Source organism: Sorangium sp. So ce1335 (assembly GCF_051521615.1).
Lineage (GTDB): Bacteria > Myxococcota_A > Polyangia > Polyangiales > Polyangiaceae > Sorangium.
In genome coordinates this window covers 10728933-10749984 of sequence record NZ_CP150363.1, presented here as the reverse complement: position 1 = coordinate 10749984, position 21052 = coordinate 10728933, and the positions used below count along the sequence as shown (strand labels likewise).

The following is a 21052-nucleotide window of genomic DNA, read 5'->3' as shown; positions in this document are numbered from 1 at the left end:
CGCGGCGGCAGGCAAAGACTCGCCGGCGGCCCGGCCGAGGCGCCCCGCGGCAGGCGCGCCGGCCCGTGGCGGCCGCTGCGGATCGCCCTTCGCGGCCCTGAGCCGTGCGGCGCTGGCGGCGGGGTACGAGGGCCGGCCCGGGGCCGGGGACGCGAGGTGTCTCCCGGCAGGGCAGCCCGCGATCAGGTCAACGCGTCGGCCGCCGTCCCGGCGGTGACGGCGCGCTCGATCCATCGTTCCAGCACGTCGAGCTCGGCGCAGCCCTCGATGCGCGCGTCCTCCTCGGGCGTCAGCGCGAGCTGCCGCTGCGCGAGGACCCTCCGCAGCGCGGTGCGGGCCTCGGCGACGCGGCCTTTCTCGATCCCCTTCTCGATCCCTTTCTCGATCCCCTTCTCGACGAGCTTCTGCTGCACGTCCGGGTTCGCGCCGAGCAGCGCCTGAAGGATCTCGCGCTCCCGCGCCTTGACCTCCGGGTCCTCGCCCTTGCCAACCCACCACAGCAGCTCCTCGCGGACGGTCGCCGACATCGCTGTGAACCTTATCATGCCGAGCACCCATGCGAGCGGCCTTCGCGGCGCGACCCATCGGGCAAACTCGTCGAGCGCCCGTCCCGAGCGCGCCACCAGGAACGGCACGAGCTCGTCTCGCAGCGGCAGATCGTTCGCCGCGATCCACAGGAAGGGAAAGGACGACGGCTCCACGCGGTAACAGGCCGTCCCGATCGCGACGAGCGCGCGCTGCGCTCTCAGCCAGTCGGGCACGTGCGGCGCGACGAGCCAGAGAGGCTCCTGGCCCAACCACGCACGCGCGCCGTTCTCCGTGTCTTCCGCCCGTTCCGCCCGCTGCACCTGCCTGGCCTGTCGCCGGAGCAGCGCGCGCTCCACCGCCGGGAAGTCGAGGTGATCGCCGGGCATCTTCAGCTCGACAAGGATCTCCTCGTGCATCCGGGCCTCCGGCCACGGGGCGGGCAGCGCGACAACGCGGTCGGGGTGGCGAACGAGCAAGAGCCCGTCGCCCTGCACCTTCACCAGGCCGATCTCCGGCGGATCCTGCCACGCGACGGCACCGCCGGTGATCCACGCCGTCTCGTCAGCGAAGGTGCGCTTGGCGAACTGATCCGGCTGCCCCACGCGCGGCGCAGTAGCAGAGCGCATTCACGGGAACCAGCTTGTCTACCGTGCATCGGGGCGGCTCCGGCGATTACGTGCTGGCAGGCCAGCGCGTCTCGGAATCGATGTCGAATCGAGGTGTCGTCGCGTCGATTCCTCGAAACACCCCATCCAGCGCTGGGCGCGAAGCGGCGGCCTACCCGCACGCCTCGCCGAGGATGTATCCGTGCTTGCAGATGCAGCGGCACTCGACCTCGAACTCGGGCTCGTTGCACGCCGGCCGGACCTGCCTCACCTGCTTCGCCGTCCGGCCCTCCCGGTCCTTCACCTGGACGACGATCTCGTAGTCCTCATCGAAGAGGTTCCGGCCGGACCAGTTGTTCGGACAGACTCCAACGTTCGCGAACGTCGAGATGTCGGCGTCGACGCTCGCGCCCCAGCCGTCGCCGGTCGGCTTCAGGTTGACCGTCCTCGACTCGGACATGACCCGACCGGACTCGGGGTCTCGGAGCGAACCGGAGAGCTGGACGGCGCACGCGCTCAGGTTCGTCGCGCGGACGCCAAGGAAGATCACCCGCCCGCCCTGCGGCGGCATGATGATGTCGACCCCGTCGCCGTCGCTCACCGGGCGCGCGGCGTCGCTCGAGTCGAGCGCGACGACCTCCATCTGGATGTCCGCGCCCTCCTCGCCGAGGTACCCGAGCGCGCACGCGTGCTCGACAGGCGGGGGAGGCTCCTCGTCGTCGCTGCACGCAGGCGCCGCGAGCAGCAGCGCGACGAGCGCGAGCCCGACGCGCCGCGGTGCCCCCGAGAGGCAAGACCAGGACATCAGCGATCCCGCCTCTCCGACGCCGGCCGGTGGATCGCGTCCTCCTCCGGCTCCTCCCGGGGGATGGGCGCGCGCGGCGGGCGCCGCGAGGCGCCGAAGGGGCTGGAGCTCATCGGCGGCGTCGCGCGCGAGTCGGGCGCCGCGTGCTGGGACGGCGAGCCGCGCCACCGGACGTCGGCCTCGGTCAGCCCCGGCGAGTCGTCGGACGCCGCGCTCGGTTCGTGCAGAGCGTCCTCGGGGAACGGCGTGCGCTCCGCCAGGTAGGCCGCGAGCAGGCGATCGCGCTCCAGCTCCTCCGTGCTCGGCGGCGGCGGCGGGTCGAGCGTCGGCAGCTCGTCGGTCCAGGTCAGGTCCGCTTCCTCCAGGCTCATCGCGGTCCCGGCGCTCGAGAACCCCCGCGACGCGTTCCGCTCGGTCGCGACAGCCTCCGGTACATGGTTGAGCGTGCGGTCCTGCGCGTGGCCGAAACCTCGCCCGGGCGCGAAGCTGGGGGTCGTGGGACGGTCCGGCGGGGGGCCGGGCGCGATGCCGGAGCTGGAGCCGCGATCGGGCGCGTGGCCGAAGCCTCGCCCGGGCGTGATGCCGGAGCTGGAGCCGCGGTCGGGCGCGTGACCGAAGCCTCGCCCGGGCGTGATGCCGGAGCTGGAGCCGCGGTCCGGCGCGTGGCCGAGGCCTCGCCCGGGGGTGACACCGGAGCTGGAGCCGCGGTCGAGCGCGTGGCCGAAGCCTCGCCCGGGCGTGATGCTGGCGCTGGAGCCGCGGTCCGGCGTGTGGCCCGGCGCGAGCCCGGAGCTCGAGGTGCGATCCAGCGTGTGGGGCGCGAAGCTGGGGCTGGAGGTGCGATCGGGCGCGTAGCTCGGGGCCCGGTCCGGCGCGTAGCTCGGGGCCCGGTCCGGCGCGTAGCTCGGGGCCCGGTCCGGCGCGTAGCTCGGGGCCCGGTCCGGCGCGTAGCTCGGGGCCCGGTCCGGCGCGTAGCTCGGGGCCCGGTCCGGCGCGTTGCTGGGGGGACGCTCGGGGGCAAAGGAGGGGCTCCGCGACGTCGGCGGCGGCGGAGGGGGCGGGGGATCGATCGTCGGCAGCTCGTCGTCCCAGTCCCAGCTCTCCGGATCGGCTCGGGAATCCGACCGGCGCGTCGGCGGGGCGAGCCGCGCGTCCCCCGACCTCCGCGACGCCGGGAACGCCGCCGGCGGGCCGATCGTCGGGAGCTGGCCCACGCCCGGATCCCGCGAGGGCACGTCGTCCCGGCGCTCGATCCGCCGCGACGAGGGGCGCGCCTGCTCGGCCGGGGGTACGGCGTACCTCGTCGACGGGACCTGCCCGAACGGCCGCGAGTCCCGCGGCAGCCGCGGCGGCGGCGGCACCGCGACCGCCGCGCGCGCCGCCGCCGCCGACGGGGGCGGCTGCGTCGAGATGAGGTTCTCGTTGCGACCCCGCTCCACCGGCGGGGGGCGATCCGCCGGCGCGGGCTGCCGCGGCTGCACGCTGACCGGCGGCGGCGCGGCGTGCGCGGAGCCGGCGAGCGGCCGGCCGAGCCACGCGGCCTCCTTGCGCGACGGGGCGCCGCGCGCGCTCTCCTCCGCGGCGCGGATCGCGCGCGGCGCGAGCGTGTCGCCGGGCTCGGTCGGGGGGACCTCGTCGCCGAAGAGGACCGGCGCGGCGGCCGTCGCGCGCGGCTCGACGCCCGCACCCCTGCCGGAGCGGAAGCCGAACGCGGCGCGGATCGCGCGCTCGTGGTGCGGCTCCACCTCGACCGGACGCACGATGAAGCACGGCTCCGCGCCAGGCGCCCGGTGCGCGAGATCCACGTCGAAGGGCGCCGCGAGCAGGTGGCCCTGCTCGTCGAAGAGGACGCGCACCGGCGGCTGCGCGAAGTGCGCGGGCGACGATGGCGTCGAGAGCACGACGCCGAGCTCGCCCGTGCTGAGCTGGACGAACGTCCCCGTCGGGATGATGCCGAGCGCGCCGACGAGCAGCTTGCCGATCGCCCTGTCGGTCGCGCTCTCGGCGCCCGCGAGCATCCGCTGGAGCACGGCGTCGAGCGACGAGGCGCCGCTCGAGACGGCGTCGATCGCCGGGAACGGCGCCGCCCGCAGCTCCGTGAACTGGCGGGCCGCCGCGAGGATCCGCGCGAGCACCGTGGGGCTGCGCCGGCCGCCGTAGAGCAGGCCCGGCCGGCCGCCCGGCCGCAGCCCGAGCGCCTCGTAGGCGATCACCGTGCGCGTGAGCGACGGCGCGTGGAGCTTGCCGAGCGCCGTCAGCACGACGGCCGCGCTCGCGGGCAGCCGCTCCTTCTCGTCGTCGCTCAGGCCGCGCTCGAGCAGCGGGCGCGCGGCCGGATCGCCGCCGCGGGCCGGGCCCGCGAGCGCGCCGGTGAGCCGCAGCCGGCTCACGTCGTAGAGGAGCGCCGCGGTGACGAGGCCCCCGAGCATCCGCCGGTCGGTCGTGAGCTGGCGGGCGATGCCCAGCGCGACGATCGCCGTCGAGACGCTGAGCCCCGCCTCGTCCGGGTCGGCGACCTTGCCCGCGGCCACCGCGAGCAGCAGGCGCGCGTCCTCCTCGGCCGCGGCGACGAGCTTCTGCGCGACGCGCTTCACCCGCTGCGGCAGCGCCGGCTCCGACGAGCGCAGGGCCGCGTAGAAGGAGCGCATCACGAGGATCGCCGCCGCGTAGGTGCGGCTGATGCGGCCGATGCGGGTGCCGTCGCCCTCGATGGCGCCGGCGGGGAACGGGTTCGTGAGCTTGCGGACGCGGACGCCGCGCAGGTTCGACTGGAGCAGCCGCGCGGCGATGCTGCGGTCGCGCTGCGCGTCGGCGAGGAGCCGGGCGAAGGCGGCGAGCTCGGCGCGGCGGACCGTCTTCTCGAGCACGAGCTCGGAGACGTCGCACGCCTCGAAGAAGCTGCCGAGCTCGAGGGCGACCTCGTACGTGTCCCGCGAGGCGCGGAGCATCTGGCCGTTGAGGAAGAGGGTGTTGCCCGCGAACACGAGCGTCGCGGCCTCGCTCCCCGAGAGCTCGCAGTACTCGACGATGCTGTCGATCGCCGACGGGACGAGCGACAGCACCGCCTGGTTCGAGTCGCTGTGCAGCAGGCACGCCTTCGCGAGCCGGTAGATCATCTGCACGAGGCCGAGCGCGGCGCGGCGCCGCACGTCGGCCTTCACGCCCGAGATCGCCGTGTCGCCGGTGATCTCGTGGAGGTTCGCCTTCTCCTCGCTCACGGCTTCCTCCCGCCCCTGGGCGACGGCGCGGGCTTCGTCGACGGCACGGCGCTCCCGGGCGCCGGATCGATCGGCTGTCGGCCCTGCGCGCCGAGCGGGAGCGACGCGGGGCCTTGCCGCACGCTGTACGGCGCGCCGGAGGGCGGGGCAGGGGACATCGGCGGCGAGGCCGGGCGCGGCATCGACGGCGGCGGCGCGGCGGTCGGGGTGGACGCCGAGGCCGCGGAGGGCGGCGGCAGACGCCGGCTGAACGGCACCGAGTTGGGCGGCGCGGAGGCGGCGCCGACCGAGCCGGGCACCGGCGACACCATCGGCGACCGATAGGCAGGCCGACCTGCGTCGCCGCCGTGGGGCCCGACCGGGCCGCCGTGCTGGCCGAGCGAACCGCCGTGCTGGCCGAGCGAACCGCCGTGCTGGCCGAGCGAACCGCCGTGGGGGCCGACCGGGCCGCCGTGGGGGCCGACCGAGTGAGGGCCCACCGAGCTCGGGCGCGGGGTGCTCCACGGCTCGAGCTGGTCGGGCAGGCTGAGCGGTCCGCTCGCAGGGCCCATGCGCCGGACCGAGACGGGCGAGTACGAGCGCGCCGCGCGGGAAGGCGGCGAGCTCGCGTCGGGGAACGACGGAGACAGCGACGCGACCGGCGGGCGATCGCTCGGGCGGGTCGGCGCGACGAGGCGCGCGGCGATCGCCACGGCGGCGCGGGCGGCCGCGTCGCGCACCGGCGGGGTGTTCCACCAGCGCGGCTTCGTCGCCTCCTTCACCGCGCGCAGCGCCTCGTAGCTCCGCGCCTGGCAGAGGAAGTGCGCGGCGAGCTCGCGCGTCTGCTCGATCGCCTCGGACGGGATGAGCTGGCGCTTCTCGAGCAGCTCGATGGCGAGCTTCTCGGCCCGCGCGGGGTTCAGCTGCGCGACGGTCTCGAGCCACTGGCGGCGCTCCGCCGCCGGCAGGTCGTGGAACGAGGGCGCGACGATCCGCCGCACGAGCGTCGGCCCGGCGGCCATGACGCCGAGCTTGCCGATGAGGCGCAGGGCCTCGCGGCGCACCGGCGGCGCGGGGTCGTCGAGCAGCTTCTGGAGCTCCTCGCGGACGCGCTCGGCCGCGGCGCCGGCGCCGGTCGCGCCCTCGCTGCCCGCGGCGTCCGGGAGCTCGGCGAGCGCGCTGATGCGCACCTCGACGTGCGGGCTCGCGAAGCCGGCCTCCAGCGCGGCGAGCGCCTCGGGGGTCCTGAGCTGCGCGAGGAGCTGGAGGAGCGTCAGGGCGAGCGGCGCCGGGGCGCGCGAGAGCAGGTCCCCGAGCTCGGCCTCCCGGCCGGGCGCCCACCGCCGCAGGTAGGCGAAGAGGACCTCGCGCAGGCGCTCGGACTGCACGGCGCCGTAGCACTGGCAGGCCGCGCCGAAGAGCGCGCCGTCCTCGAGCGCGTCGAGCGCGTGGGCCAGCCCGTCGACGATCGCCGGATCCAGCGGCGCCATGCTGCGCCCCGCGCCGGCCTGGGCCGCGGCGCCGGCCGGCGCCGCGGCGACCGCGCCGGCCGCCTCCTCCGGGTGGGCCGTCGCGAGGTCGTCGAGGATCGCGCGCAGCGCCTCGACAGGGAACATCGCCTGCGCGAGCGCCCGGTCGACCGACCGCAGCGAGATCGGCGGCGCCGCGGCGCCCGGCCTGCTCTGCGCGCCCTGCGCGCCGCGCTGCAGGCCGTCGAGCCGCGCGGCGAACGCGCGCCGGAGCATCGTCTGCACCTCGAACGCGAGCTCGTAGCTGTGAAGGACGATCTGGTCGGCGGTCCACGCGGTGAGCGCCGTGGTCAGCCGGTCGACGTCGCCGTGCCGCACGGCATCGACGTAGCCGTCGACGAACGCCTCCATGTAGCGCTCGCTCCACTGCTCCGCCGGCAGCGCGATCTGGGCGCCGAGGGTGCTCCGGGTCAGCGGGTCGATGGCGAGCGCCGAGGCCGCCGCCCCCGTCTCCGCGAGCGCGGCCTCGACGTTCCGCTGCAGGGCCCGGCCCGCGAGCGAGCTCTCGTCCCAGAGGCTCTCGATCTGCGCGAGGGCGCGCGCGCCGGCCGCGATCTCGCGGCACTCCTCCTCGAACTCCCCCGGATCGACGTCGCCCTCGGCGAACTGGTCGATCGCCATGTAGGCGATGTGCTCGAAGCGGCGATCCCAGAGCGCCGTCACAGCGTCGTCGTCCTCGCCGATGCCGAAGCTCTGGTCGCGGAGCAGGATGGCCGCGAAGTCGCGGAGCTCGGCCTCGGTGACGCCGGCCTTGATCTGGATCTTCCGGACGCCGTCGGCGAAGAGCTGGTAGGGGATGCGGTCGAACGGGGGCCTGTCGGGCTGCCAGATCGGCTGGCCGCCCGAGGTGAACGCGCTCGGGGTGATCTCCCAGCGGACGCCGAGCGGGTTCTGGGCGAGCGTGCGCGTGATCTCGTCGAACGCGAAGTGGATGCCCTTGTTCACGTGCGGGTGGTTCCACCCGTACTGGCGGATGTTGCTCAGCACGAGCGCGAGCTGCTTCCACACGCCGACGAGCCGCTGGCACGTCTGCTCGACCTGCGCGACCGACGGCGGCTCCTGGTCCTCGTCGATCGCGTCGTTGCCGCGGACGAGCACGCGCGGCGCCTTCCTCTCGCGCGACGGCGTGAGCTGGCCGGCGGCGTACGCGGCGCTCAGCCGGCGGAGCTCGGCGCGCATCGCGGCGGCGCTCTGGAAGCGGCTCCCGCGCTCGAAGGCGAGCGCCTTGTCGACGAACGCCACGATCTCGACGGGCAGGTCGGGGACCTCGGTCGCGATCGACGGCGCGGTCTGCGTCGCCGCGAGGAAGTACGACTCGGACTCGCTCCGGCCGCGGTTGAGCCGCTTGCCCGACAGCAGGGTGAACAGGCTGGCGCCGACCGACCAGAGATCGGAGCGGCCGTCGATGCCCGACACGCCCATCGCCTGCTCGGGCGACATGAACGCCGGGGTGCCGAACGTGAGCCCCGCGCGCGTCGCCTGCCGATCGGGGTCGCGCATCCGGGCGATGCCGAAATCGAGGACCTTCACGTGGCCGGCGCTCGTGACGAAGATGTTCGCCGGCTTGATGTCGCGGTGGACGATGCCGATCGAGTGGCACTTCTCGAGCAGGTCGAGCACGACGTCGAAGACGGGCAGCACCTGCGAGAGCGGGAGGGTGCCGCCGGCGCTGCTCGCGAGCCGCTGGAGCGTCGTGCCGGCGAGCAGCTCCATCACGAGGAACGGCTCCCCACGGTCGCTGAGGTCGTCCTCGAGCACGGCGACGCGCGCGGGGTGATCGACCCGGTTCGCGATCTTTCCCTCGCGCAGGAAGCGGTCGCGCAGATCTGCGTTCCGGGCGAACTCGATGTGGAGGACCTTCACCGCGGCGCGCGTGCCGCGGCGGTGGGTCGCCGCGAACACGGCGCCCATGCCGCCCACCCCGAGCAGATCGTCGAGCCGCCACTTGGCGTTCAGGGCTGTCCCGATCCGCGCGGCGGCTGTGTCCACGAGGTTCGGCTCCTCGGCGTGCGGATCGAGCGGGGCCATACAACGGGCGGCGAACGAGGGCCCCGCCGTGCGCGGCAGAGGGCGAACAGGCCAGGGCGAGCATACATGGTTCCCCGTGAAGCGCGAACCAAGACAAGGTCGTCCGCCCTCACGGAAGAAAGGTGGGAGAAGCGCTCCGTGTGGCGACGTGAAGGCGCGCGTGGCTCACGCGTGGTGCCGAGAAGGAACAGCCGCCGATGCGCGCCGCCGCTGCGGCGTCAGCGCACGTTCGGCCGCGGCGCCGCGCCGGCGTCCTGCTCGGGGGCGCCCGGCCACTCGGGGCAGGTGATGCGGTAGGCCATGTCGGGCATGAGCTGCGCCCACTCCTCGCGCGTGAAGTTGCGCCCCACGTAGGCGCACGCGCGGGCCATCAACGGGTCGGCCGCGATCGAGAAGACGCGCGCCGCGCCGTCGTTCCCTGCCGTCACGACGCGCGTCGCGTCCGGGGTGAACACGGCGTCGGTCAGCGTCACGCCCTCGGCGCGGAGGGTGAGCGCCTCGCCCTGCCCGTCGATCGGGAACACCCGCGCGATGCCGTCGCTCGACACGGCGACGACGCGCGCGCTGTCGCTGCTGAACGCCACCGTCCGCACCGTGGTGCCCAGGCCGTTCAGGACGAAGGGCTGTCCCTGGCCATCGGCGCGGAGGAGCCGCACGCCGTCGTCGAGCGCCGCGATCGCGATGTGCTGGCCGTCCGGGCTCACCGCCAGCGCGGCGATCGCGCGGTCCTCGTGCCCCGACGGGATGACGCGCGGGGCCCCGCGGCCGTCCGCAGGCCACACCTTCACGTTCGGCCCCGAGGTCGCCACGATCTCCTTGCCGTCCGGGCTGAATGCCGCGCGGATGAGCCCCGCCCGCTCGTCGCGGAGCACGACGGGCTCGCCCGGAACGCCGCTCTCGAACACGCGAAGGATGCCGTTCCAGGAGGTCGTGACGATGCGGGCGCCGTCCGGGCTGAAGGCGACGCCGACGACCCGGTCGTCGTGCTCGCCGAGCACGACGGGCTCGCCCTTGCCGTCGGTGCGCCAGACCCGCGCGGTCCTGTCGGTCGAGCCGGTGACAAGGCGATTTCCATTGGGGCTGAAGTCGATGCTCAGCAGGTGCTCCTTGTGCCCCCGCAGCACGACGGGCTCGCCCGAGCCGTCGGCGCGGAAGATGCGCGCCGTCCTGTCCGTCCCGGCGGTGGCGATCTTGCTCCCATCCGGGCTGACGGCGATGCCTGTCAGCGGCCCGGTGTGGCCGTGCAGGAGCAGCGGCTCGCCCCGCGCGTCGAGGCGCCAGACCCGCGCGGTCCCGTCGTCGGACGCGGTGACGACGCTCCGCCCGTCGCGGCTGAAGGCGGCGCTGTTCACGAACCCCTCGTGGCCGTGGAGGGCCATGGGCGTGCCCTTGCCGTCGGCGCGGAAGACGCGGGCGGTCCCGTCCGCGGAGGCCGTGACGACCGCGGTGCCGTCGGCGCTGAAGGCGGCGCTGCGCACCGGGCCCAGGTGCCCGTGCAGCACGACGGGCGCGGGCTGGCCGGCGGTGAGGACGCGCGCGGTGCCGTCGCCCACCGCGAGGACGATGCGGTCGTCGACCGGGCTGGCGTCGGCGCCCTCGACCCCGTGTACGTGCGTGGCCAGCACCGCGGGGGCGCCGTGCCCGTCGGCGCGGACCACGTGGACCGTCCCGCTCATCGCCGTGGCGAGGATCCGCGTGCCGTCGTGGTTGAAGACCGCGCGCCGGATGAGCCGCTCGCCCAGGTTGACGACGAGCGGCGGCTCGTCCCCCATGCCAGGGCGCCACACGTAGATCGCCCCGCTCGTCGTCCCCGCGACGACGCGGCCGCCGTCGGGGCTGAAGGCCACGCTGGCCGGCGCGGTGGCCGGCGTGCTGAGCGTGCCCTCCGCGTGGCCGTCGGCGCGCCACAGGCGCACCGTGCCGTCGGTCGAGGCGGTCGCGAGGCGGCTCCCGTCGCGGCTGTAGGCGACCGCGACGACGGCGAGGTCGTGGCCGCTCAGGACGAGCGGCTCGTCGCGCCCGCCGAGGCGAAAGATGCGCGCGATCCCGTCCGCCGAGGCGGTGGCGACGGAGCTGCCGTCCGGGCTGAAGGCCGCGTCGTGGACGGCGCCGCCGTGGCCGGCGAGCACCTCCTGGCCGACAGCGGGGCCCCAGACCGTGTCGCCGAGCGCCTGCACGACCGTCGGGGCCGCGGGGCGGCCGCTCGCCCTGGCGGCGAGGCCCGCCTCCACGGCGAGCAGGCGCGCGCGCTGCAGCCGGCCCTCGGCCAGCTCCTTCGCCGCCTGGGCCGCGAGCCGCCGCGCGTCCTTCTCGCCCGCGTCCTGCTGCGCGCGGACCAGCGCCTGCTCCTCCTTCCCCATCTGCCAGAGGAGCACGAGGATCAGGCTGCCGAGCAGCGTGACGGCGACGGCGAGCACGGTGAGGAGCCGCCGCATCGACCGCTTCTGGTCCTCGGCCCGGGCGCAGGCGGCGAGGAACGCCCGCTCCTCGGCCGAGAGGTCCGCCCGCCCGTCGCACCACGACGTGAGCTCGGCCAGCGCCGCGCCGACGACGAGGAAATCGTCCTTCCGCCCGTTCGCGAGCCAGCGCAGCAGCGGCCCCGTGACGGCCCGCTCCGCCTCGCGCGACGCGACCCACGCCCGGTCGAAGACCGCGCCGACGATGCGGTTGCGCACGGTCAGGTGCGGCGCGCCCCCGGGCCCGGGCCGCTCCGCGGCGAGCCCCGAGAGCCGCAGCAGGAGCTGGACCGGGTCCTTGCCGTCGGCGGGGACCGGGACGCCGTCGAGGAGCTGCTCGTACAGCCGGAGGAGCTTCGGCGCCTGCGCGCGGTGCGCCCCCTGCGCCTCCAGGCACCGCTCCGCGTGGCGAAGGACCGGGTCCTCGGTCCGGCCGTGGCCGAGGAACCGCCGCTGCACGGCCTCGTCGACGCCGAGCCCGCGCCGCTCCCCGACGAGATCCGCGCAGAGCCGCTGGGTCATGTAGGGGTGCCCCGACGTCCACGCGTGGATCGCGTCGAGCAGCGCGTCGGGGTCGGCGACGAGCCCCTCGAGCCCCGCGCGGAACCCGCGCGCCTCGGCGCGGGTGAAATCGTCGAGCCGGATGGCGCGGCCCATGGTGAACGGCGTCCGGGCCGGATCGGCGACGAGCTCCCACGGCGCCGCCACCCCGAGAAGGCAGAAGGTCAGCCGGGCGTTGGCCGGGCGCTCGGCCCGCCGGTTCACGAACGACCGGATCACCGCGAAGAAGTCGTCCCGCGAGAACGGCAGAGACAGCGTGGCGTCGATCTCGTCGATGAACAGGACGATCGAGGACGAGATCTCCACGAGCACGACGTCCTCGAGCCAGCGCAACCAGCAATGCACCGGCCCGAGGTGCCAGTGCATGTCCCAGAACTCGTCCGGCGGCTCCAGCCCGAGCTGCTCGGCGATCTCCGACGCGATCCCGAGATACCAGCCCACCGGCGTTGTCGACTCGGCGCCGAGCGCCTCGAGATCGACGCTGGCGCACTCCATCTGCTCGGCGCGCAGCCGCCTGGAGACCCGCAGTCGCAGGCTGGATTTCCCGATCTGCCGGGTCGAGAGCACGTGGCAGAGCTCCCCCTCCCGCAGCGCCTCGAAGAGCTCCGTGTCCGCGGAGCGCTCGATATAGATGGCGCCGTCTCCCACGGTCCCGCCCGCCTCGAAGCGGCGCTTGTGATCTCCGGCGCTGGCCTTCGCCTGATCGAGGTCGGGAGGCGCCGAGATCGTCACGAATCTGACGGTGCCATGCTGCGCCGGGACCGTCAACGGAATGGCATCCAGGGACGTAAGCGTCCCCGGTGAAACCAAAGTCCTCGCGACGGCGCGATGGAGTCGCAATCATGTCGAACGCCGACAGGGTGGGCCATGGCTCACGCGAGCGGCTCAACCAGGCGGCGCGCGGCGGTATTCTGGCGGCGCGCAGCGCGCTGCGCGGCGGGAGGCGAGGGCGACTGCGCCCGTCGCGGCGCGCGCCGAAACCCACTTGCCTCATGCAGAAATCGTGGACCGCGCGACGGAGGCTGGTGTAGCGTTCGCGCCGTGCGAGGGCCGTTGAGGGTGGGGAGACATCGCGTCGTGGCCGCGCTGGCGGCCGTGTCGCTGCTGGGCAGTGCATTGCGCTCTGCGGCTCAGCAGAATCCTGCCGATACTACGGCTTCTCCCGATACGCAGCAGGCTCCTGCCGAGCCTACGGCTTCTCCCGATACGCAGCAGGCTCCTGCCGCAGAGTCCCCGTTATCGCCGCCGTCTCCGGCAGAGGCGGCTCCTCCGCCAGCCGCGCCGCCCGTGGCGACGCCGCAGCAGCCGGCGGCGGTCCGCCCGGAGCTGCCCGGCGAGGCCGCGGCGACGTCGTCGCGCGGGCGGCCCGATCCGGATGCGCCCGCGGCGGCCACGCCGCCGCCCGTCGCGCAATCCAGGCAAGACGGGTTCTCCTTCGGCTCCTATGGCCGCGTGGTCGCCGCGAGCGATCTGCGCGGGCGCCCCGGGCGCGACGCCGATATCGTCGCTCACGGCTCGCGCCTCGACGAGTCGAGCTATGTCGAGCTCACGCTCCGCCGCGACGATCACTGGCAGAAGACCGGCGCCTCCACCGGCGTCGTGACGACCCTCGCCCTCACTCACCCGATCTTCCATCACGACGGCGTCTTCGACGCCTCGATCGCGCTGCGCAACCTCTATCTCCAGGTGAGCGATGTCGGCGTGAAAGGGCTGTCGCTCTGGGCCGGCTCCCGCATGTACCGGGGAGACGACATCTACCTGCTCGACTGGTGGCCGCTCGACAACCTCAACACGCTCGGCGGCGGGGTCCAGTACGCCTTCGACGAACGGACGAGCGCGGCGCTCCAGGCGGGCCTCTCGAGGCCGCAGGGGCTGTTCTTCACCCAGTCGGTCGATCGGCCGATGCCGTTCAACCAGGTGGGCGCCGCGTCGGTCGAGGTGCTGTCGCGCCAGAAGTTCATCGGCAGCGCGCGGGCGGCCCACGTGGTCCCGCTCGCGGGGCGCGCCGGGCTCAAGGGGGTCGCCTACGGCGAGCTCCACACGCTGGCGCGCGGACAGCGGCAGACCGAGCCGAACGTGTACGAGCGGCTCCCGGCGGACAGCGGCTATGTGCTCGGCGCCGAGATAGGCGCGTATGCCGGCGAGCGCGATACGCACGTGAACCTCTTCGTCCGGTACGCGCGCGGGCTCGCGGCGTACGGCGAGCTCGCGGCCCCGGCGCAGCTCGCGGCCGACGGGACGACCTCGGGCGCGCACGAGCTCGTCGTGGCGCTCGGGGGCAACTGGGAGCGCGGCCCCTTCGGGGTCATGGTCGCCGGCTACCTGCGGAGCTTCCGCGACGCGAGCCCCGAGCTCGATCTCCACGACGTGGACGAGGGGATCGTGATGGCCCGCCCGCACGTCTTCTTCGGTGAGCTCGGCGGGCTGGCGGTGGAGGCCTCGTATCAGGCGCAGCAGCGGGGCGTGTTCTCGACCCCGGGAGAGCCGCCCGGCTCGCTCGCCGCGCCCGAGGCGCCGCACGCCGCGAGCCTCGTGCGCTTCGGCGTCTCCCCGTTCATCACGCCCGCCGGCCGCGGGGACCTGAGCCGCCCGGTCGTCCGCCTCATCTGGGCGCTCACGCTGCGCGACGCGGGTGCGCGCGGGCTTTATCCGGAGGATGATGTGTTCGGCCTCCGCGAGACAGAGCACTTCTTCGGTCTCGGGGCGGAGTGGTGGTTCAACACCCCGAGCTGAGGTGATGATCACGATGTTCCGGCAGCGATCGAGGCACTCTCTCCGGCGGACGGCGCGCGCGGGCGCGCTCTCGCGGCGGACGGCGCTCTGGCGAACGGGGCGCGCGGTGGCCTCCGCGGCCGCCCCGCTGGTCCGGGCGGCCTGCGCGGCCGCGGTCGCGCTCTCTGTGGCGGGGTGCATGTCGTTCGACGAGGGCGTCGCGCAGCAGGCCGCGCTCAAGGCGCACGTGAGCGACTGGCGGGAAGAGATCATCTATCAGGTGCTGATAGACCGCTTCGCCGACGGCGACCCGGGCAACAACATGCGGGTGTCCTCGTCGCTCGGCCGGTGGCACGGCGGCGACTGGAAGGGGCTGGAGGACCGGCTGCCCTACCTCGAGGAGCTCGGCGTCACCGCGCTCTGGATCTCGCCGATCGTCAAGAACGTCGACACCGACGCCGGCTTCGACGGATACCACGGCTACTGGACGCAGGACTTCACCGCGCTGAACCCGCATTTCGGCGACCTCGCGTCGCTGCGGCGGCTCGTCGCGTCGGCCCACGGCCGCGGGATGAAGGTGATCCTCGACGTGGTGACGAACCACGTCGGCCAGCTCTTCTATTACGACATCAACCAGAACGGGCAGCCGGACGAGTCCGTGTACGGCAGCGGCAGGCCGGGGCAATCGCCGCTCGAGCGCATGAGCGAGTACGACCCCGACTTCGACCCCCGCGGCGTCCAGGCGCGGACGTCGCTCGGCGAGTCCGGCCCTGCGCCCATCGTCTTCCGCTACGAGCCCGCGACGAACCACCTCCCGCCGCTGCCCGAGCTCTTCCAGGACCCCGAGGTCTACAACCGCAAGGGGCGCGTCTTCAATTTCGACGACGTCGACCAGCTCGTGCACGGGGATTTCCCGGGCGGGCTCAAGGACATCGACACGAGCCGCTGCGACGTGAAGCGGGCGATGGTCGACATCTTCGTGCGCTGGGTCGAGCTCACCGACGTCGACGGGTTCCGCATCGACACGCTGAAGCACGTCGAGCACGAGTTCTGGCGCTACTTCACGCAGAACGTGCGCCTCCGGCTCAAGGAGCGGGGCAAGACGAACTTCTTCATGTTCGGCGAGGCGTTCGACGGCAGGGACGAGCTGATCGGCAGCTTCACGAAGCAGGTGGTCCCCGCCCACCCGCACGACGAGGCGCTCGGCGGCGACCTCGATCGCGAGAACAGCAGCGAGGAGGAGGGGGGCTGCCCGGGCGAGGCGCCGATCACCGGCGACATGGTCGACGGCGTCGTCTACTTCTCCCAGTACTACCAGGCCTTCCGCGACGTCTTCCGCGACGCGCTCGGCACGCGGCGGATCGAGGATCTCTGGGCCGCGCGGGAGAGCCACTACGGCACGGAGCCGAACGCGAACGGCACGGGCCTGCCGCCGACGAAGACGCTCGTCAACTTCCTCGACAACCACGATGTCCCCCGCTTCCTCTACGACGGCGCGGGCGTCTCGCCGTTCAAGGCCGACCCCGAGGCGGCGCTCAGGAACGCGCTCCTGTTCCTCTTCACGGAGGACGGCATCCCGTGCCTCTATTACGGCACGGAGCAGGGCTTCAGCGGCGGCAACGACCCGGCGAACCGCGAGCCGCTCTGGATCAGCGGCTATGACACCGAGCACCCGCTGTTCCAGTGGATCAAGCGGCTCACGGGGCTGCGCAGGGGGTACCGGGCGCTCACGGTGGGCGAGCAGACGGTGCGATGGTCGACGGACCGGACGGGCGGCTCGGACGAGGACGCCGGCATCTTCGCCTTCGAGCGGGGCGAGGCGGGCGGCGATTACGCGCTCGTCGTGCTCAACACCCACCCGAAGAAGCACAGCGCGACGAGCTTCGGCGGGGCGGCGATGACAACGGAGCTCGAGCCGGGGACGGTGCTCGTCGACGTGCTCTCGCCCGAGAAGAAGACATACACCGTGGGCGCGAGCGGCGCCCTCACGGTCAAGCTGCCTCCGGTGAGCGGCGCGCTGCTCATCCCGGAAGATCAGGTCGTCCAGGGTCTTTGATCCTCCCAGCACTCCTGCCCCCCCGAGAGTCTTGAACATGGCTTCTGTCAAGGTGCGCGGACTCAACAAGCGATTCGGCCAGACCCACGTGCTGCGCGGCGTCTCCGTCGACGTGCCCGACGGCTCGTTCGCCGTGCTCGTCGGCCCGAGCGGCTGCGGCAAGTCGACGTTGCTCCGGCTGCTGGCCGGCCTCGAGGAGGCCGACGAGGGAACGATCGCGCTCGGCGAACGCGACGTCACGCGGCTGGAGCCGCGCGATCGCGACATCGCGATGGTGTTCCAGTCGTACGCCCTCTACCCGCACCTCACCGTGCGCGACAACCTCGCCTTCGGCCTGAAGCTCCGGAAGACGCCGCCCGCCGAGATCGAGGCGCGCGTGAAGGAGGCCTCGGAGATGCTCGGCCTCGGTCCGCTGCTCGACCGGTACCCCCGCGCGCTGTCCGGCGGCCAGCGGCAGCGCGTCGCGATGGGCCGGGCCATCGTGCGGCGGGCGCAGCTCTTCCTCTTCGACGAGCCGCTCTCGAACCTCGACGCCGCCCTGCGCGCGCAGGTGCGGGTCGACATCCGCAAGCTCCACGACCGGCTCGGCGCGACGAGCGTCTACGTCACCCACGACCAGGTCGAGGCGATGACGCTCGCCGACGAGATCTTCGTGCTCAACAAGGGCGTCGTCGAGCAGTCCGGGCCGCCGCTCGAGGTGTTCGCCCGGCCGCGCACCCAGTTCGTCGCGAGCTTCCTCGGCAGCCCGGCCATGAACTTCTTCGAGGCGCGCATGGAGAGCCGCGGCGGCCGTTGGTTCGCGGCCCAGGGGGACCTCGCGATCGAGGTCGACGCCGCCGAGTTCCCGGGCGCCGTCTCGTCCGGCCGGCGGGTGACCGTCGGCGTGCGCCCGCACGAGGTGGACCTCACCTCGGCCGACGAGGGCGCGCGGTTCCAGGTGGCGATCGTCGAGGCGCTCGGGGCCGAGTCGTACGCTCACGGCACCGTCGCGGGGGCGCCGTTCGTCGCGCGCCTCGACCCGTCGGCGCGCGTCGTGAAGGGGGACACCGTGAAGATCGCGCTCCAGAAGGTGCACCTCTTCGACACGGACACGGGGCTGACCCTCCGGGAAGCGTGAGGCGATCCATGCCAGGCCGCCGCCGCTCCCCGCCCGCGCTCCCGGCCGCCGCGCTCGTCGCGCTGCTGCTCCTCCTCCCGCCGGCGCTCGCGGCCGCGGCGCCGCTCCGGCTCTGGCACGCCTACCGCGACGACGAGGCGAAGGCGCTCGGCGCCATCGTCGCGGCCTTCAAGGGCGAGGAGGTCGAGCTCCTCGCGCTGCCGTTCGACGCCTACGCCTCGAAGCTCCAGGCGGCGATCCCGATGGGCGAGGGGCCCGACCTGTTCATCGACGCGCACGAGCGGCTCGGCGACTACCGCGCGCGCAAGCTCGTCGCGCCGGTGGGCGACGCGCTCGAGCCGGGCGGCGAGGCGGTGTTCCAGGAGCCGGCGCTCGCGGCGGTGCGGCAGGAGGGCCAGATCTTCGGCCTGCCGATCAGCCAGAAGTGCATGGCGCTCTACATGAACACCGCGCTCGTCCGCGAGCCTCCGGTCTATCTGGAGGACATCGCGGCGCTCGCCGGGGCCTTGCCCGAGGGCGTGTATCCGCTCGCGTACGAGGCGTCGAACGCGTACGCGCACATGCCGATCCTCGCCGCGTTCGGCGGCGCGATGCTGGACGAGGACGACCAGTTCGGCTTCGTCGGCCCGGGGCCGGAGCGCTCGCTCGAGCTCGTCCGCTCGCTGATCGATCGGCGGATCGTCCCGGAGGACGCGAACGGCGCGCTGGTGACCGATCTCTACAACACCGGCCGCGCGGCGTTCGTGATGAGCGGGCCGTGGTTCGTCGGCGGCCTCAAGGACGAGGCGAAGCGGCGCTCGCGCGTCGTGCCGCTACCGAAGGTGCGCGAGACGGGCCAGCCGATGCGGCCGTTCATGACCGTCGAGGCGGTGATGCTCTCGCCCCAGGGCGCCGGGCGCGCCGAGGCGCGGGCGCTCGCGCGCCACATCGCCGGGGCCGCGGCGGCGGCCACGCGCCTCGAGGTCGCGCGCACGCCGCCGGTGCGGAGCGACGTGCCGGTGCCGGCCGACGACGCGTTCATCGCGGCGTTCACCGAGCAGGCCAAGGTGGCGATCCCGATGCCGACCTCGCCGGCCATGCGGTCGACGTGGGAGCCGGCGGCGCGCGCGATCCGCAAGGTGCTGCGGGGCGACGCGCCCCCCGAGGTCGCGCTCTCCGAGGCGAAGCGCCGCTTCGACGACGTGCGCCGGCCGCTCCCGCCGCCCGCCTCGCCGGCGCCGCTGCTCCTCGGGCTCGGCGCGCTCGCGCTCGCCCTCGTGCTCCGGTGGGTCCTCGCCGCGAAGCGCGCGGTTTCCGGCCCGACGCGCCCGACGCTCCGGCGCGCGCTCGCGCGCTCGGCCTACGCCTACAGGTACGTCGCGCACGCGGTCGTCGCGATCGGCGTGCTCGTGATGGTGCCGCTCGTCATCGGCGCGGCCACGTCGCTGTTCGCCGGCAGCGGCGAGAGCCTCCGGTACGTCGGCCTCGCCAACTTCGTCAGCATCCTCACGGCGCGCGGCGGGCCGCTCTTCGCGAGCGGCTCGTTCTACCTCGTGCTCGCGGTGACCGTGCTCTGGACGGCGGTGAACCTCTTCTTCCACGTCGTCCTCGGCGTCTCGCTGGCGCTGCTCCTGCACAGGCCGACGCTGCGCCTGCGCGCGGCCTACCGGGTGCTGCTCATCGTGCCGTGGGCGGTGCCGAGCTACGTGACCGCGCTGTCCTGGAAGGGCATGTTCCACCGGCAGTTCGGCGCCGTGACCGGCCTCATCGAGGCGGTGAACTCCGCCTTCGGCACGAGCATCGAGCCCATCGCCTGGTTCTCGAGCTTCACGACGGCGTTCACGGCCAACGTGGCGACGAACGTCTGGCTCGGCTTCCCGTTCATGATGGTCGTCACGCTCGGCGCGCTCACCGCCGTGCCCGAGGACGTGCTCGAGGCCGCCGAGGTCGACGGCGCCACGCGCTGGCAGCGCCTCTGGACCATCACGCTGCCGCTGATCCGCCCTGTGCTCGCGCCGGCGGTGACGCTGGGCGCCATCTGGACGTTCAACATGTTCAACGTGGTGTTCCTCGTGTCCGGCGGCGATCCGGACGGCACGACGGACATCCTCGTGTCCGAGGCGTACCGGTGGGCGTTCACCCGGGAGGCCCAGTACGGCTACGCCGCGGCGTACTCGGTGCTCATCTTCCTGCTGCTCACGCTCGCCACGCGCGACTGGCGGTGGCGGCGGCGGACGCCGGGGTCGTACATCCCGCAGGGCGGCGGGGCCGCCGACGGGTCGGCGCCCGCCCCGGTGGCGGCGACGGAGGCCGTATGACGCGCAAGCCCTCTCCGGTCGAGTCGGTCGCTGTGCACATCGCGCTGCTCGCGGCGGTCGCGTTCGCGCTGTACCCGGTGCTCTGGGTCATCTCGATCGCCTTCTCCGGCGCGCGCCCGCCGGTGCCGGAGGTGCTGCCGATCCCGAACCAGCCGACGCTCGAGCACCTCGAGGCGGTCGTCACGACGCGGCAGAAGGTCGGCGGCGAGGAGATATGGCTCTTCCCCCGCCAGCTCGCGAACTCGATCGTCGTGGCGCTCGCGACGGCGGCCGTCGGCGTGAGCATCGCGGTGCCGGCGGCGTACGCGCTGGCGCGCTTCCAGTTCATCGGCAAGCAGCGCGGCGTGCGCGCGTTGCTCGCGACGCAGATGTTCCCCACGGTGGCGAGCGCGATCCCGCTCTATCTCCTGCTCGACGCGCTGGGCCTGCTCAACTCGCGGACGGGGCTCGTGCTCTGCTACGCGTCGACGGCGGTGCCGTTCTCGATCTTCCAGCTCCGGGCGGCGTTCGAGGCGATCCCGGTCGACCTGGAGGAGGCGGCGATGGTCGACGGGGCGACGCGGTTCGAGGCCTTCCTGCGGGTGGTGCTCCCGGCGGCGCGGCCGGCGATCGCGGTGACGGCGCTGTTCGCGATCATGACGGCGTACAACGAGTTCATCCTCGCGGCGACGCTGCTCGGCAAGGAGGAGATGTTCACGCTGCCGGTCGTGCTGCAGCGGTACATCGGCGAGTACGACGCGCAGTGGGAGCGGTTCGCGGCGGGGGCGCTGCTCGTGTCGCTGCCGGTGATGGGGGCGTTCTACCTTGTGCAGCGGCACCTCGTGGCGGGGCTGACCACGGGCGGGGTGAAGGGGTGACGCGGAGGCGGCGCGGTCCGCCTCCGGCCCTGTGCTTCGAGCAGGCAGGCTGCGCTCCCTGACGCGCGCGCGCTGGCGAGGCTCACGTCGTGCGCGAGTCCTCGCGTGAAGGCTCGCGTGAATCGCGCCTGCTCTGCGCGGCCGCAGCGCGACGGCGGCGCGTACCGTCGCTCCGCGATGGCCGCCGTTCGCCAGCTGCATGCGCGCCGCCGGCCGCCGCGCGGGTACGTGGATACCACCTTGGTGGTATTCCGCGCAGCTCGGCGCTCGCTGGATAGTCGTCGCATGGGAAGCGTGCGCGTGA

At 73.9% G+C, this 21052-nt stretch carries 10 protein-coding genes; 5 read left to right on the top strand and 5 right to left on the bottom strand.

Annotation, left to right across the window (positions count from 1 at the left end; all coding sequences use genetic code 11):
* Nucleotides 1–182: 182 nt before the first annotated feature.
* The 5 genes from WMF24_RS40220 to WMF24_RS40200 all read right to left on the bottom strand — a co-directional run bounded on the left by WMF24_RS40220 (nucleotide 183) and on the right by WMF24_RS40200 (nucleotide 12441).
* The gene (locus tag WMF24_RS40220; RefSeq protein WP_437732762.1) at nucleotides 183–1130 is read right to left on the bottom strand and encodes a hypothetical protein; all 948 of its coding nucleotides are present in this window, start codon (nucleotides 1128–1130) and stop codon (nucleotides 183–185) included.
* Between the two features lie 175 nt (nucleotides 1131–1305).
* Nucleotides 1306–1938, bottom strand: a complete 633-nt coding sequence (locus tag WMF24_RS40215; RefSeq protein WP_437732761.1) for a hypothetical protein — start codon at nucleotides 1936–1938, stop codon at nucleotides 1306–1308.
* Nucleotides 1938–5156, bottom strand: a complete 3219-nt coding sequence (locus tag WMF24_RS40210) for a hypothetical protein (RefSeq protein ID WP_437732760.1) — start codon at nucleotides 5154–5156, stop codon at nucleotides 1938–1940. Before WMF24_RS40210 ends, WMF24_RS40215 begins: the two co-directional genes overlap by 1 nt.
* Nucleotides 5153–8692: a protein kinase domain-containing protein gene (locus WMF24_RS40205; protein ID WP_437732759.1), complete on the bottom strand. Its 3540-nt coding sequence runs from the start codon at nucleotides 8690–8692 to the stop codon at nucleotides 5153–5155. Before WMF24_RS40205 ends, WMF24_RS40210 begins: the two co-directional genes overlap by 4 nt.
* A gap of 218 nt (nucleotides 8693–8910) precedes the next feature.
* Nucleotides 8911–12441: an AAA-like domain-containing protein gene (locus WMF24_RS40200; protein ID WP_437732758.1), complete on the bottom strand. Its 3531-nt coding sequence runs from the start codon at nucleotides 12439–12441 to the stop codon at nucleotides 8911–8913.
* Nucleotides 12442–12996: 555 nt separating this feature from the next.
* On the opposite strand from WMF24_RS40200, the gene WMF24_RS40195 reads away from it, so the two are divergent.
* The 5 genes from WMF24_RS40195 to WMF24_RS40175 are packed head-to-tail and all read left to right on the top strand — an operon-like array spanning nucleotide 12997 to nucleotide 20748.
* Nucleotides 12997–14442 (top strand): carbohydrate porin, encoded by a 1446-nt coding sequence (locus WMF24_RS40195; RefSeq protein ID WP_437732757.1) that lies wholly within the window; start codon nucleotides 12997–12999, stop codon nucleotides 14440–14442.
* A 4-nt stretch (nucleotides 14443–14446) separates the two neighbouring features.
* Nucleotides 14447–16477: an alpha-amylase family glycosyl hydrolase gene (locus tag WMF24_RS40190; RefSeq protein WP_437732756.1), complete on the top strand. Its 2031-nt coding sequence runs from the start codon at nucleotides 14447–14449 to the stop codon at nucleotides 16475–16477.
* A 37-nt stretch (nucleotides 16478–16514) separates the two neighbouring features.
* On the top strand, nucleotides 16515–17594 hold the full coding sequence (locus WMF24_RS40185) for an ABC transporter ATP-binding protein (protein ID WP_437732755.1): 1080 nt from the start codon (nucleotides 16515–16517) through the stop codon (nucleotides 17592–17594).
* An 8-nt stretch (nucleotides 17595–17602) separates the two neighbouring features.
* Complete coding sequence (locus WMF24_RS40180; RefSeq protein ID WP_437732754.1) at nucleotides 17603–19891, top strand: extracellular solute-binding protein; 2289 nt, start codon at nucleotides 17603–17605, stop codon at nucleotides 19889–19891.
* Nucleotides 19888–20748: a sugar ABC transporter permease gene (locus WMF24_RS40175; RefSeq protein ID WP_437732753.1), complete on the top strand. Its 861-nt coding sequence runs from the start codon at nucleotides 19888–19890 to the stop codon at nucleotides 20746–20748. The genes WMF24_RS40180 and WMF24_RS40175 overlap by 4 nt, the downstream gene beginning before the upstream one ends.
* Nucleotides 20749–21052: the final 304 nt, after the last annotated feature.